Source organism: Serratia sp. 2880STDY5682894, assembly GCF_001537385.1.
In the GTDB taxonomy this organism is placed as follows: Bacteria; Pseudomonadota; Gammaproteobacteria; order Enterobacterales; family Enterobacteriaceae; genus Serratia; species Serratia nevei.
Genome location: NZ_FCJA01000013.1, coordinates 79,617 through 93,624 on the forward strand (window position 1 = coordinate 79,617; position 14,008 = coordinate 93,624).

The 14,008-nt window shown below is 60.9% G+C and carries 15 protein-coding genes; 9 read left to right on the top strand and 6 right to left on the bottom strand.

The window, feature by feature from the left end; translation table 11 throughout:
• Positions 1–58: 58 nt before the first annotated feature.
• Positions 59–409 carry an acid resistance repetitive basic protein Asr gene (gene asr / locus AWX27_RS22460; protein WP_004928953.1) on the bottom strand — a complete coding sequence of 117 codons (351 nt, stop codon included), beginning with the start codon at positions 407–409 and terminating at the stop codon, positions 59–61.
• A gap of 199 nt (positions 410–608) precedes the next feature.
• On the opposite strand from asr, the gene AWX27_RS22465 reads away from it, so the two are divergent.
• Both AWX27_RS22465 and AWX27_RS22470 read left to right on the top strand, forming a co-directional pair.
• Positions 609–1,583 carry a nickel/cobalt transporter gene (locus tag AWX27_RS22465; RefSeq protein ID WP_060425082.1) on the top strand — a complete coding sequence of 325 codons (975 nt, stop codon included), beginning with the start codon at positions 609–611 and terminating at the stop codon, positions 1,581–1,583.
• Positions 1,584–1,674: 91 nt separating this feature from the next.
• Positions 1,675–1,983, top strand: a complete 309-nt coding sequence (locus AWX27_RS22470; protein WP_004928950.1) for an ElaB/YgaM/YqjD family protein — start codon at positions 1,675–1,677, stop codon at positions 1,981–1,983.
• Positions 1,984–2,044: 61 nt separating this feature from the next.
• Here the strand turns inward: AWX27_RS22470 and AWX27_RS22475 are convergent, their stop codons facing one another.
• Positions 2,045–3,478 (bottom strand): MocR-like pyridoxine biosynthesis transcription factor PdxR, encoded by a 1,434-nt coding sequence (locus AWX27_RS22475; protein WP_060425084.1) that lies wholly within the window; start codon positions 3,476–3,478, stop codon positions 2,045–2,047.
• Between the two features lie 95 nt (positions 3,479–3,573).
• On the opposite strand from AWX27_RS22475, the gene AWX27_RS22480 reads away from it, so the two are divergent.
• The 5 genes from AWX27_RS22480 (at position 3,574) to nrdF (ending at position 8,028) form a co-directional block, all read left to right on the top strand.
• Positions 3,574–4,005 carry a carboxymuconolactone decarboxylase family protein gene (locus AWX27_RS22480; protein WP_060425086.1) on the top strand — a complete coding sequence of 144 codons (432 nt, stop codon included), beginning with the start codon at positions 3,574–3,576 and terminating at the stop codon, positions 4,003–4,005.
• A 272-nt stretch (positions 4,006–4,277) separates the two neighbouring features.
• Positions 4,278–4,508 (top strand): glutaredoxin-like protein NrdH, encoded by a 231-nt coding sequence (gene nrdH / locus AWX27_RS22485; RefSeq protein ID WP_004928934.1) that lies wholly within the window; start codon positions 4,278–4,280, stop codon positions 4,506–4,508.
• Between the two features lie 9 nt (positions 4,509–4,517).
• Positions 4,518–4,922: a class Ib ribonucleoside-diphosphate reductase assembly flavoprotein NrdI gene (gene nrdI, locus AWX27_RS22490; protein ID WP_015378865.1), complete on the top strand. Its 405-nt coding sequence runs from the start codon at positions 4,518–4,520 to the stop codon at positions 4,920–4,922.
• Positions 4,904–7,048 carry a class 1b ribonucleoside-diphosphate reductase subunit alpha gene (gene nrdE, locus AWX27_RS22495; protein WP_072265494.1) on the top strand — a complete coding sequence of 715 codons (2,145 nt, stop codon included), beginning with the start codon at positions 4,904–4,906 and terminating at the stop codon, positions 7,046–7,048. The genes nrdI and nrdE overlap by 19 nt, the downstream gene beginning before the upstream one ends.
• Before the next feature lie 8 nt (positions 7,049–7,056).
• A complete protein-coding gene (gene nrdF, locus AWX27_RS22500; protein ID WP_038872807.1) occupies positions 7,057–8,028 on the top strand; it encodes a class 1b ribonucleoside-diphosphate reductase subunit beta in 972 nt (323 codons plus the stop codon).
• A gap of 62 nt (positions 8,029–8,090) precedes the next feature.
• Here nrdF and AWX27_RS22505 read toward each other — a convergent pair whose 3' ends face one another.
• Together AWX27_RS22505 and AWX27_RS22510 are read right to left on the bottom strand one after the other, a co-directional pair.
• On the bottom strand, positions 8,091–8,294 hold the full coding sequence (locus tag AWX27_RS22505) for a DUF1289 domain-containing protein (RefSeq protein WP_060425090.1): 204 nt from the start codon (positions 8,292–8,294) through the stop codon (positions 8,091–8,093).
• Between the two features lie 64 nt (positions 8,295–8,358).
• Complete coding sequence (locus AWX27_RS22510; RefSeq protein ID WP_060425092.1) at positions 8,359–9,099, bottom strand: SDR family oxidoreductase; 741 nt, start codon at positions 9,097–9,099, stop codon at positions 8,359–8,361.
• A gap of 101 nt (positions 9,100–9,200) precedes the next feature.
• Here AWX27_RS22510 and AWX27_RS22515 point away from each other — a divergent pair, with 101 nt between their 5' ends.
• Positions 9,201–10,094, top strand: a complete 894-nt coding sequence (locus AWX27_RS22515; protein ID WP_048234590.1) for a LysR family transcriptional regulator — start codon at positions 9,201–9,203, stop codon at positions 10,092–10,094.
• A gap of 12 nt (positions 10,095–10,106) precedes the next feature.
• Here the strand turns inward: AWX27_RS22515 and AWX27_RS22520 are convergent, their stop codons facing one another.
• Complete coding sequence (locus AWX27_RS22520) at positions 10,107–11,051, bottom strand: MBL fold metallo-hydrolase (protein ID WP_060425094.1); 945 nt, start codon at positions 11,049–11,051, stop codon at positions 10,107–10,109.
• 206 nt (positions 11,052–11,257) lie between these two features.
• On the opposite strand from AWX27_RS22520, the gene AWX27_RS22525 reads away from it, so the two are divergent.
• Positions 11,258–12,229, top strand: coding sequence for a patatin-like phospholipase family protein (locus AWX27_RS22525; protein ID WP_060425096.1), 972 nt, complete (start codon positions 11,258–11,260; stop codon positions 12,227–12,229).
• Positions 12,230–12,327: 98 nt separating this feature from the next.
• Here AWX27_RS22525 and AWX27_RS22530 read toward each other — a convergent pair whose 3' ends face one another.
• On the bottom strand, positions 12,328–13,683 hold the full coding sequence (locus AWX27_RS22530) for a 2-hydroxycarboxylate transporter family protein (protein ID WP_033635692.1): 1,356 nt from the start codon (positions 13,681–13,683) through the stop codon (positions 12,328–12,330).
• Between the last annotated feature and the right edge of the window lie 325 nt (positions 13,684–14,008).

A 14,008-nucleotide genomic window follows, 5' to 3' on the forward strand; every position in this document is an offset into this window, starting at 1 on the left:
GTGTCTGGAGTACGGGCTGGAGAGTGCGGAACCTTTCGGTTCCGCAAACATCACTTAATTAAGCTTTTTTACCGGCTTTTTTGTGGTGTTTTTTAGCGGCCTGAGCTTTCTGCACTGGCGCTTTTTTGTGGTGTTTTTTAGCAGCCTGGGCTTTCTGAGCTGGCGCTTTTTTGTGGTGCTTTTTAGCGGCCTGAGCTTTCTGGGCTGGCGCTTTTTTGTGGTGCTTAGCTTTCTTGTGGTGCGTTGCTTTAGCTGGTGCTTTTTCAGCAGCAGCCGCTGGCGCAGCGGTAGTGGTGGTCGCAGCTGGCGCGGTGGTGGTAGCCGGAGCAGTAGCTGCAGTATCAGCAGCGAAAGCAACAGAAGACAGACCCATAGTGGCAGCAACGATCAGCGCTAATACTTTTTTCATCTTTAAATCCTCAGAGTGTTGTTTCGGTAAGCTCCGGTGGAGCCGTTGAAACAGATACTAGTGGAATCAAACTGCCGTTTCCGTGAGTGATTGGTTTCGCCGAGTAACCAAATGTACAACGTTTGTGAACGGCGCTTGTGAACCGCATCGGCGGGTATATGCTGAAGGAAGATGCCCCTCGTACAGGCTCGCTCACGCTATGAAAACCGTCTCGCTGAAACACGCGCCGGGCCGCTACGCCGGTCTGGCCCTCGCCGGTCTGCTGCTGCTGACGCTGCTCTACCTGTTCGTGCGGCACTGGGCCGAGTTTGTGCAGTATTGCATCAACTTCCAGATTTACATGCACCGCTATCTGGTGCTCTATCTGCTGCAGCAGCGTAACCAGCAATACAGCGGCGGGCTAATGCTGACGCTGGCCAGTTTCGCTTACGGCTTCCTGCACTCCATCGGCCCCGGCCACGGCAAGTTCGTCATCACCACTTATCTGGCCACCCACCGCGAACGGCTGAACGCCAGCCGGGCGATCACCCTGCTGGGCAGCCTGATGCAAGGCGTGGTCGCCATTGTGTTCGTGGTGGTGCTGGCGGTGGCGCTCAACCTGTCGATGGGCGATCTCAGCCTCAGCCGTTATTGGGTGGAAAAAGGCAGCGCGGTCTTCATCGCCGCCTTCGGCCTGATGGTGATCCTGCGCGCCAGCGGCTGGCGCTGGCGTCGGCGCCGCGCGCCGGTCATTCAGGCGCTGCACCCAGCGGACCACGCGCATAGCGCGGCGTGCGAGTGCGGCCACCGGCATCAGCCCGGCGCAGCCGAACTGACCGGCGGCTGGCGCAACGCGCTGTGGCTGATCGTCTCCATCGGTATTCGTCCATGCAGCGGCGCCATCCTGATTCTGGTGTTCGCCAACGCCATCGGCATGTTCACCTGGGGGGTGATCTCCGCCATGAGCATGGCGCTGGGCACCGGGCTGTCGATCATGATCCTCGCCACGCTGGTGCACCACGCGCGCGAGCGTTTTCTAGCCCATCAACCCGGCCTGACGGGCTACTATCTGGCACAGGCGTCGCGCATCGCCGTGATGCTCGGCGGCGTGATCCTGATCCTGTTCGCGCTGGTGTTGTTCAATTCGGTGATCCCGGTCAGCGCCAACGGCGATTTTATCGCCGCCGGCTGCTAACGCCGGTAAATCGTCGTTTTTTTGCGTGATCGGCCACACAAATCTCGGCATGGTCTACACTTAAAAGACATGTGTCGAAATGGAGAGCTGAATGTTTAAGAAAGCGGAAAGAACAGAACGCGATATCGATCAGGACGTCACTCTGTTGGCCGATACGCTGGATGAAGTGTTGCGCGAGTCCGGTGACAAGACCAAAGAGGAACTGAAAGAGCTGCACAGTAAGGCGAAAGGCGTGCTGCGCGACGCCCGGGCGCGGTTCAATGGCTCCACCAGTCTGACACAGCATGCGCGCGACGCGGTCGATCAAGCAGACAGCTATGTGCGTGACAAACCTTGGCAGGGCGTAGGGATCGGTGCCGCCGTCGGCATCGTGCTCGGCGTGCTGCTGGCCCGGCGTTAACACCCCTGCAGTCATAAAGATAAAACAGATGTGCGTCTGGCCCGCGGAAATCGCGGGCCGTTTAATTGAGGCGTTTGAACAGCTGCGCCAGCCCCTGCACCGCCCGCTCCGTCTCCTCTTGCCGAGTGAAATTGGCGAACCCCAGCAGTAACCCCTGCCCCGCCGGATGATCGATTCGCCAGTCCGATAACGCCTGCACCGCCAACCCCTGTTGCCAGGCTTGCGCCGCCAACGGCGTATCCGCCACCCCGTCACGCAGCCGGGCCAACAGCTGAATGCCGCCCTGTTGCGGCACCGCCGTCAGCCACGTCCCCAGCTGCCGTTCCAGCGCCTGCGTCAGCCACTCACGCCGCTGGCGGTACAGCGGCCGCATGCGTTTCAGGTGGCGGTAGAAATGCCCTTGCCGGATAAAATTCGCCACGCCGGCCTGCAGCAGCGGCGGGCAGCCGCAGCCACGTAGCCGGCTGCTGCGCGCAAAGGCCTCCGTCAGGCCGGCGGGCACCACCAGGTAAGCCATGCGCAGCGCCGGGAACAGCGTTTTGCTGAAGGTGCCGGCGTACAGCACCCTCCCCTGAACATCGAGGCTTTTCAGCGGCGGCAATGGCCGCCCGTGATAGCGAAACTCGCTGTCGTAGTCATCTTCCAGGATCCAGGCCCTGCGCTGCTGCGCCCAGTCGAGCAGCGCCATGCGCCGCGCCAGGCTGAGCGTGACGCCGAGCGGGCTTTGATGGGTTGGCGTCACCACCGCCAGCCGCGCCTCAGGCGCCGTCAGCATACCGGCGGCCACGTCCATGCCTTGTTCATCCACCGGCACGGCGATCGGCCTGACGCCGGCGGCCCGCAGCAGCGGGCGCGTGACCGGATAGCCGGGATCTTCGATCCATACCGCGTCGCCGGCGTGCAACAGCGTCTCCACCACCCAGTCCAACAGCGCCGGATAACCGGCGCAGAGGAAAACCTGCTCCGGCCTGCAGCTGATGCCGCGCGACAAATGCAGATAATGGGCGATCGCCTCACGCAGCTCAGGCAGGCCGCCGGCCGGCGGCAGCGCCAGGGAAGCCACCGTGGAACCGCGCAGCTGGCGGGCGACAATGCGCTGCCATAACGCCCGGGGAAACGCGTCCAGCGCCGGCACGCCCAGTTGGAAAGGCTGCAGCATGCCCTGCGGCTGCAGCGGATCGGGTGCCATCGCCGCCAGCGGCGGCGCAGCGGATACCCCGCCCGGCGGCACGTGCGGCAGCTGCGGCGAGACATAGGTGCCCGCCTGCCCGCGGCTCTGCAAGAAACCTTCGGCAATAAGTTGCGCGTAGGCGCTTTCCACCGTGGCGCGCGCCACGCCCAGATCGCTCGCCAACCCGCGCACTGAGGGTAATCGGCTGCCCGCCGCCAGGCTGCCCTGGGCGATGGCGTCTTTAATCCGCAGGTAAATCTGCCGGTACAGCGGTTCCGCCAGCCGGTTGTCCAGCCGCAGCGAGGTCAGGAAAGATGGCATCATGGCCTGGTTAAATAATCATTTTATGGCCCTATAGCATAGACCATAAGGCCGCTAAAGTAGCGGCATGATTTCGTTACTACCGATTGAGGTTGACCATGATTAAGCAACGTTTGAACTATGCCGAGCTGGCGCCCGCCCCGTACAAAAATATGGTAAGCGCGCTGATGGCGCTGGAGAAAGGTGCCCTGGACAAGGCGACCATCGAGTTGATGTTTATGCGCGTTTCGCAGATCAACGGCTGCGCCTACTGCCTGGATATGCACGGCAAAGCGCTGCGCGAAAGCGGCTTCAGCCATACCAAGCTGGATACGCTGGCGGGCTGGCGCGTCAGCCATGAGTTCAGCGAGCGCGAACGCGCCGCGCTGGAATGGGCCGAGTCGGTAACGCTGATCGCCGCCACCGGCGCACCGGACAGCGCTTTCGAGGCGCTGAAGGCGCACTTCAGCGATACCGAGATCGCCGATCTGACCTTCGCCATCAGCATCATGAACGCCTTCAACCGGCTGGCCGTCAGCATGCGTCAGTAATGCGCTCGATTCCCCCTCTTCACTGAGAGGGGGAATTTCTCACCCGCAAAAATTTTTTCCCTCGCCTTTTCCAGCCCCGGCGCGGCCTGCGCCTCCAACCCGACAAAACACCATATATAGCGTGGTTGATAAAACAAATATCAACATATAGTATTTTATGGGTCAGCCGCAGGGAGTGTCGTTCGGTTGATAACGCCGTCAGAAACGCCAGGAACGATGCTCCGTTATCTGACTTGTCCGCCTTTCCTTCAGCCTAAAGGTAAATGCGAATCATGAGCATTATTATTTACAGTAAGCCGGACTGTGTCCAGTGCAACGCCACCTATCGCGCATTTGATAAACAGGGGATTGATTATCAGGTGATCGATCTCACCCAGGATCAGCAGGCGCTGAACCACGTTAAATCCTTAGGTTATCAGCAAGTTCCGGTGATTATCGCCGGTGACGATCACTGGTCCGGGTTCCGGCCGGACAAGATCGGCGCACTGGCGCTCACCTGCTGAGGCCCGCCGATGAATCCGCTGGTCTATTTCTCCAGCAGCTCGGAGAACACCCATCGGTTCGTTGAGAAACTGGGCCTGCCGGCGATCCGCATTCCGATCGCCGGAGCCCGCAGCAAATTGCTGATGGAACAACCCTATATCTTGATCGTGCCCAGCTATGGCGGCGGCAGCGCCGTCGGCGCGGTGCCGATCCAGGTCATCCGCTTTCTCAACGTTCCGCAAAACCGTTCATACCTGCGCGGCGTCATCGCCGCCGGGAACACCAACTTCGGCGCAGCATACGGCATCGCCGGCGACATCATCGCCAAAAAATGCCAGGTGCCTTTTTTGTACCGCTTCGAGCTGCTCGGCACCGCGCAAGACGTTGAAAACGTTCGACAGGGAGTAACCGCATTTTGGCAACGACAGAACTGACCAGGCCCGAGACGGGCGCGCTGGATTACCATTCGCTCAACGCGATGCTCAATCTCTACGATGCGGAAGGCCGGATCCAGTTCGATAAAGATCGGCTGGCGGCACGGCACTACTTCCTGCAGCACGTCAACCAAAACACCGTGTTCTTCCATAACCTGGAGGAAAAGCTGCGCTATCTGGTGGAGGAAGGCTACTACGAGCCGCAGGTGCTGGCGCAGTACGAATTCCCGTTTATCAAGCAGCTGTTCCAGCAGGCCTACGCCAAAAAATTCCGCTTCGAGACCTTCCTCGGCGCCTTTAAGTATTACACCAGCTATACGCTCAAAACCTTCGACGGCAAACGCTATCTGGAGCGCTACGAAGATCGGGTATGCATGGTGGCGCTGACGCTGGCGGCGGGCGACACCGGGCTGGCGCAGGATCTGGTGGAGGAGATGATTTCCGGCCGCTTCCAGCCGGCCACCCCAACCTTCCTCAACTGCGGCAAACGCCAGCGCGGCGAGCTGGTCTCCTGCTTCCTGCTGCGTATCGAAGACAATATGGAATCGATCGGGCGGGCGGTGAACTCCGCGCTGCAGCTGTCGAAACGCGGCGGCGGCGTGGCCTTCCTGCTGAGCAATATTCGCGAGGTGGGCGCGCCAATCAAGCGCATCGAGAACCAGTCCTCCGGCGTCATTCCGATCATGAAAATGCTCGAAGACGCCTTCTCCTACGCCAACCAGCTCGGCGCGCGCCAGGGGGCCGGCGCGGTGTATCTCAATGCCCACCACCCGGACATTCTGCGTTTCCTCGACACCAAACGGGAAAACGCCGACGAGAAGATCCGCATCAAAACGCTGTCGCTGGGGGTGGTGATCCCGGATATCACCTTCGAGCTGGCGAAGAACAACGAAGAGATGTACCTGTTTTCGCCCTACGACGTCGAACGGGTGTATGGCGTGCCGTTTTCGGAGATTGCCGTCAGCGAGAAATATCGCGAGATGGTGGACGACAAGCGCATCCGCAAGTCGCGCATCAACGCGCGCGAGTTCTTCCAGGTGCTGGCGGAGATCCAGTTCGAATCCGGCTACCCGTACGTGATGTTCGAGGACACCGTCAACCGGGAGAACCCGATCGCCGGGCGCATCAACATGAGCAACCTGTGTTCGGAGATCCTGCAGGTCAACCGCGCCAGCACGTATCACGAGGATCTGAGCTACGATCGCATCGGCAAGGACATCTCCTGCAACCTCGGCTCGCTGAACATCGCCAAAACCATGGACGCGCCGGACTTCGGCAAGGCGATCGAGACCGCGATCCGCGCGCTGACCGCGGTGGCCGACATGAGCGATATCCGCTCGGTGCCGTCGATCGCCGAGGGCAACCGCAGCGCCCGCGCCATCGGCCTGGGCCAGATGAACCTGCACGGTTACCTGGCGCGCGAGCGCATTTTCTACGGCTCGGAAGAAGGCATCGACTTCACCAACCTCTATTTCTATACCGTGGCCTATCACGCCATTCGCGCCTCGAACCGGCTGGCGATCGAGCGCGGCGGCGCCTTCGACGGTTTTGAACACTCCCGCTATGCCAGCGGCGAGTACTTCGACAAGTACACCGAACGCGACTGGCTGCCGCAAACCGAGCGGGTACGCGAGCTGTTCGCCGCCGCCGGCATCGCCATTCCGGGCCGCGACGACTGGCGCGCGCTGCGCCAGTCGGTGATGCTGCACGGGCTGTACAATCAGAACCTGCAGGCGGTGCCGCCGACCGGTTCCATCTCGTACATCAACAACGCCACCTCCAGCATCCACCCGATCGTCTCGCGCATCGAGATCCGCAAGGAAGGCAAGATCGGCCGCGTTTACTACCCGGCGCCCTACATGACCAACGACAACCTGGCGTATTACCAGGATGCCTACGAGATTGGCCCGGAAAAGATCATCGATACCTACGCCGCCGCCACGCAGCACGTCGATCAGGGGCTGTCGCTGACGCTGTTCTTCCGCGATACCGCCACCACCCGCGATATCAACCGCGCGCAGATCTACGCCTGGCGCAAAGGCATCAAGACCATTTACTACATCCGCCTGCGCCAGATGGCGCTGGAAGGCACCGAGGTGCAGGGCTGCGTGTCCTGCTCGCTGTGAGGCAACTTATGACGACCCTAACATCGGCGCCGCTGGTGCGCGCCATCAACTGGAACATCATCGAAGACGACAAGGATCTGGAGGTATGGAACCGCCTGACCTCCAACTTCTGGCTGCCGGAGAAGGTGCCGCTGTCCAACGATATCCCCTCCTGGGCCACGCTGACACCGAAGGAGCAGCAGCTGACCATTCGGGTGTTTACCGGGCTGACGCTGCTGGACACCATCCAGAACACCGTCGGCGCGCCGGCCCTGATCGCCGATGCGCTGACGCCGCACGAAGAGGCGGTGTACTCCAACATCAGCTTTATGGAGGCGGTACACGCCCGCTCGTACAGCTCAATCTTCTCCACCCTGTGCCAAACGCCGGACGTGGACGATGCCTACCGCTGGAGCGAGGAAAACCGCGCGCTGCAGAAAAAGGCCGGCATCATTCTGGCCCACTACCGCAGCGACGATCCGCTGTTGAAGAAGGTTGCCAGCGTGTTCCTCGAGTCGTTCCTGTTCTATTCGGGCTTTTATCTGCCGATGTACTGGTCGAGCCGCGCCAAGCTGACCAACACCGCCGATCTGATCCGCCTGATCATCCGCGACGAGGCGGTGCACGGCTACTACATCGGCTATAAGTTCCAGAAAGGGCTGGAGAAAGTGGACGCCGCGCGGCGCCGGCAGGTGAAAAACTTCGCCTTCGACCTGATGCAGGATTTGTACGACAACGAGGTGCGCTACACCGAGGAGCTGTACGACGGCGTCGGCTGGACGGAAGACGTGAAAACCTTCCTGCACTACAACGCCAACAAGGCGCTGATGAATCTGGGATATGAAGCGCTGTTCCCACCGGCGATGGCGGAGGTCAACCCGGCTATCCTGTCGGCATTGTCGCCGAACGCCGATGAAAACCACGACTTCTTCTCCGGCTCCGGTTCGTCTTACGTCATCGGCAAGGCGGTCAACACCGAGGATGAGGACTGGGATTTCTGAGGGCTGGCTGGCCGTATCAGGAAAAGGCTTTCGCGGGAGTGCGACGTGTCGTGCTCCCGCGACTATGTGTTTTGCTTGAAGGCCGCACGCAGCTCAAGCCGCCGCCAAATAGCGCGTTTCTCCGCGTCGCTGGCGGTCGGCCAGGCGGCGATCTCCGCCCGCGTGCGCCGACATCCCCGGCACCGCTGGGTTTCGTCGTCGATGCGGCACAGGCTGACGCAGGGCGATCTCACGCCGTGCTGGAATTGCTGATTGTCGCCCGCCATAAACCGCCCTTGATGTGATGTGTGCCGCCACAGGATACCCGATCCTGCGGCGGCGCGTCGTCAATCAGATGATGCCGCCGTTGGCGCGCAGGGTTTGGCCGTTGATCCAGCCGCCGTCGTTCCCGGCGAGGAAGGCCACCGCCGCGGCGATATCTTCCGGCGTGCCCAGGCGCTCCAGCGGCGCCATCTTCGCCAGCCGCTCGATAAGCTCCGGGGTTTTACCGTCGAGGAACAGCCCGGTCGCGGTCGGCCCCGGCGCAACGGCGTTCACCGTGATATTGCGGCCGCGCAGCTCTTTTGCCAGCACGCTGGTCAGCGCCTCGATCGCCGCCTTGCTGGCGGCATACATGCCGTACCCCGGCTGCAGCAGCCCCACCACGCTGGAGGAGAAGTTGATGATGCGGCCGTTGTCGCGCAGGCGCTTCGCCGCCTCGCGCATCGTGTTGAAACTGCCTTTCAGGTTGATGTCGATCAGGCGATCCGCGTCTTCATCGCGCATGTCCGCCACCGGTGCCAGCGCCATCACCCCGGCGTTGTTGACCAGCACGTCGACGCCGCCAAACGCCTGTTCGGCGCTGTCGAACAATCGGGAAACCGCTGCCGCATCGCTGACGTCGGCTTTGGCGCCGAGCGCGCGGCCGCCCGCCTGTTCTATCTTGCGCACCAGTTCATCGGCCGGCGCCGGGTTGCCTGAATAGTTGATGATGACGGTAAAACCGTCGGCGGCCAGACGCTCGGCGATGGCGGCGCCGATGCCGCGCGATGCGCCGGTGACGATGGCGACGCGTTGAGTGGCGTGCTGCATAAGTCTCTCCTCCTGGGTCAGTGAGTTGTCATCATGCACCTTTCGGCACGGCGAATAATCCCCTATTCTTCGTTATCACTATCCGAAATAAACGAACAATTATGGACAGAATCGACGCCATGCGCCTGTTCACCCGCGTGGTAGAACAACGCAGCTTTACCCAGGCGGCGCAGGATCTGAACCTGCCGCGCTCCACCGTGACCGACGCCATCAAACAGCTCGAAGCCCGGCTGCAGGTCAGGCTGCTGCAGCGCACCACCCGCCACGTCAGCCCGACGCTGGACGGCGAAGCCTACTATCAGCGCTGCCTGAGCATTCTGGCGGACATCGAAGAGGCGGAGATGGCGTTCGCCGGCGCCAAACCGCGCGGGCTGCTGCGCATCGAGGTGCACGGCACGCTGGCGCGCCATTTTCTGTTGCCCGACTTGCCTGATTTTTTGGCGCAATACCCGGATATCGAGCTCTATATGAGCGAAGGCGATCGGCTGGTGGACGCGCTACGGGAGGGCATCGACTGCGTGGTGCGCGTCGGCAAACTGCGGGACAGCGACATGGTGGCGCGCCGCCTGGGCGAGCTGGAAGAGGTGACCTGTGCCGCCCCGGCCTACCTGCAGCGCTTCGGCACGCCGCAAAGCCTGGACGATCTGCGCCATCACCGCATGGTGGGCTTTCGCTCTTCGGCGACCGGTGCGCTGATGCCGCTGGCGTTCACGGTGGCGGGGCAAGCGCAGCCCATCACGCTGCCGGCGACGGTGTCGGTCAGCGCGGCGGAGAGCCTGGTCGCCGCCGCCCGCGCCGGGTTGGGCATCATTCAGGTGCCGCGTTATCATCTGCGCGGCGATCTGGCCGACGGCAGCCTGTTGCCGCTGCTGCCGGATTGGCCTTCTCCGCCGATGCCGGTCTCGCTGCTTTATCCGCGCAACCGCCAGCTCTCGCCGCGGGTGCGCGTGTTTCTCGACTGGTTCAGCCGGGTGTTCGCCGAGCGGAACCGATAACAAGAGCGTGCGTTACAGCGCGCCGTAGTTCAACGGCACCCAGGTGTAACCGTCGCCCTGGCGGTTCAGATACCCCAACCCCGGGAACGACAGGTGTGCGCCGCCGACCAGTTCGCTCTGCCGCGCGCTGTCGCCAAATATCCGCAGCCGCTGAGCGACCGCCGCCTTGGCGTCGCTGTCAAAGCTGATAGCCACCTTCGGATGCGGCAACTGCACCGCCGCTACGTGGATCAGATCCCCCAGCAACAACAGCTTTTTGCCCTGGCTCGTCACCTGATAGACGCTGTGCCCCGGCGTATGCCCGTGGGCGGCAAAGGCGGCGATGCCCGGCGAAAGCTCGCCGTCGCCGTTGAATGGCTTAAAGTGCCCGGCCGCCTGATAAGGCTTGATCGCCGCCTGGGCTCTTTCGAAGTTGCTTTTATTTTCCGCGTTGGCCCGTTTCAGCTGGTCGGCGCTCAGCCAGAAGTCCGCGTCCTGGCTGGCGGCGCGCACCACCGCATTGGGGAATACCGCCTTGCCGTCGTGCGTCAGGCCGCCGAGGTGATCCGGGTGCATGTGGGTCAGGTAGATCTCATCCACCTGCTCCGGTTGGTAGCCCGCCGCGCGCAGGTTATCCACCAGCTTGCCCAGGCCGTCGCCCAGCAGTTGGCCGGCGCCGCTGTCGATCATCACCAGCTTGTCGCCGGTATTGATCAGATAGGCATTGACCGAGGTGACCACCGGCAGGCTTTGATGCCGCTCGGCCAACCCGGCGGCGATCTGCTGCGGCGTGGTGTTGAGCAACAGCTTGTCCGCCGGCAGGCGAATGACGCCGTCGGACAACGCGGTCACTTCAAAGCCGCCCAGCATGATGCGGTAAAATCCCGGCGTCGGGGTTTTGGCCTGCGGCGCGGCGGCCCCGGCCTGTAATGACATAACGGCCAGCGCCGCGCCCAGCAGACAACGTTTCCAGAACATGATGACTCCTTGCGAGAATTGGACAGCGCTAAGTATTGACGCAAAAGGCCCGATGCGCCTGTTTAATAAATGCCTTTGATAAATATATAAATAATATATTTATTATGAATAATTTTGTTTGCCGAGCCACACAACCCCAATCCATATTTTCTCGCTCGCCACTTGGTTATTTTTCTTACTCCCTAAACCAAGAGTGAGGAAATATCATGAACTATCAATTCGAAAATCTGGTCTTTGAAGGCGGCGGCGTAAAAGGCATCGCCTATGGCGGCGCGCTGGAATTGCTGGAAGCCAAAGGCATCATGCCGCAGATCAAGCAAACCTCCGGCGCCTCGGCGGGCGCCATCGCCGCGCTGCTGGTCGGCCTGGGCTGCAGCTCGGCGGACGTCACTAAAATTCTGTCGGCGATGGATTTTAAAAAATTCCTCGATTATAACGGCGGCTTTTTCGGTACGCTCCAGGACGCCTACCGCCTGTTCAATCAATACGGCATCGCGCCCGGCGATTATTTCTATCAATGGTCGCGCGATATTATCAAGCAATATACCGGCAAGCCGGATATTACCTTCGAGCAGTTCGAAGCGATGAAAGCGGCGAAAGGGTTCAAGTCGATTTACTTTATCGGCGCCAACCTCAACAGCGGCCAGCGCGAGGTCTATTCGCATCGCACCACGCCGCGCATGAAAGTGGCGGACGGCCTGCGCATTTCGATGTCGTTCCCGTTCGCCTTCGTGGCGAAGAACAATACCCTGGGCGATCTGTGCATCGACGGCGGCATGATCGACAACTACCCGGTGCGGCTGTTCGACTATGACTTTTCCGCCACGCCGCCTTATATCGACAGTTCCAGCCAGCGCATCAACACCCGCACCCTGGGCCTTCGCCTGGACTCCGCCGGCGAAATCGCCCAGGCCGCCGGGCAGGCCGGCCCGCGCACGCCGGTCAACAACCTGTTTGATTTCACCCTGGCGGTGGCCAACGTGATGCTGGACATCCAAACCAAGGTGCACCTGGACAGCGACGACTGGAAGCGCACCGTGTATGTCGACACGCTCGACGTCGGCACGCTGGAGTTCGGCATCAGCGAGGAGAAGAAACGCGCGCTGCTCGAATCCGGCCGCCGCGGCGTAGAGCGCTATTTCGCCTGGTACGACGCCGCCATGAAACAGGCAGCGTAACCGGTATTATCCCTGCCCGCGCGTACGGCCGGCGCGCGGGCAAAAAAAATCCCCGCGGGGGCGGGGAAAGGCAAAGTAACGCTAAGGATTTATAGGAGTTATACGAAGAACTTGGCCAACACCAGCAGCGACAGCGAGACGTTGATAGCGCCCCCGATACGCGTCGCGATCTGGGCGAACGGCATCAGCGACATGCGGTTGCCGGCGGTGAGGATCGCGACGTCGCCGGTACCGCCCTGCCCACTCTGGCAGCAGGAGACGATCGCCACGTCGATAGGGTGCATGCCGATTTTCTTGCCGACGAAGAAACCGGTCGCCACCAGCGCGCTGACGGTTGTGACGATCACGATCAGATTCTGTACGGTGAACGCGTCCACCAGCTCCTGCCACGGCGTGATGGCCACGCCGACCGCGAACAGGATCGGATAAGTCACGGCGGTGCGGAAGAATTTGTACACCACCTGCGAGCCTTCCTGAATGCGCGGCGACACCCCGTGCGCCAGCTTCACCGCCACGGCGGCGAACAGCATGCCCACCGGCGCCGGCAGACCGATCAGGCGGTGCAGCAGCATGCCCACCATATACAGCAGGATGGCCAGCAGCGCGCCGCAGGCGATGGTGCTGACGTCCACCTTGCCGCTGATTTTTTCCACCGCGTTCATGTCGCTGTCGCCCTGCTTGCTCGGCATCAGGCTGCCTTCGCCGGTCAGGTGCGGATAACGCTTGCCCAGCTGGTTGAGCAGGCCGGCGATGACGATGGCAGTCAGGCTGCCGAGCATCACGATCGGCAGAATGCGCCCCAACGCCACGCCCTGCTCCATGTGCAGGATCGCCGCGTAGCCCATCGACAGCGGGATCGCCCCTTCACCCACGCCGCCGGCCATGATCGGCAGGATCAGGAAGAAGAAGATCTGGAACGGCTCCAGGCCCAGCGCCATGCCGACGCCCATCCCCACCAGCATGCCGACGATCTCGCCGCACAGCATCGGAATGAAGATGCGCAGGAAGCCCTGGATCAGCACCTGGCGGTTCATGCTCATGATGCTGCCGACAATGATGCAGCAGATGTAGAGATAAAGAATGTTGGTCGATTTGTAGAACTTGGTGGTCGACTCCACCACCACGTCCGGCAGCAGACCGTAGTGCACCAGCGCGGAAGGAATGAAGGTGGCGCAGATCGCCGCCGCGCCCATTTTGCCGATCAGCGGCAGGCGCTTGCCGAATTCGCCGCAGGCGAAACCGAAGAACGCCAGGGTGGCCACCATCACCACGATATCGCTCGGCAATTTGCCTTCCAGGCAGTCGAGCAGAATCAATACACCGGCCAGAATAAAGAACGGTAACGGAATAATCCCTACTTTATAATTGTCCAGTATCCGCCACCATTTCTCACGCAGAGGAATATCGGCGGCCTTGTCTTTGGCTACGAGGTAAGAATCATCTGTTGTGCTCATAATCTGGCCTCTTATTAGTTTGTTCAGCCATCATAGAGAAGCGCACGGATTATCTGCTGTGATTATGTTCAAAGTTAAAAAGGGTTTTTAATGGTGGTTATGGTTTCTATGGGGTTAATTAAGATTATGTAAAAACCGGCGTGGTTTTAATGGTGTTAATACCGTTTTTATTTTAAAGCTTATCAACTTTATCGCAGACGAACAATTCTCGTCCGGTTCACTCTAATCCCGTGTGAGGGATCACAAGTTGATCGGGCGCAATATTACAGACCCCGCTTCTCGTGATAGGGTAAGGCTTCAGGATCTCTTTACGGTGAAGCACCGC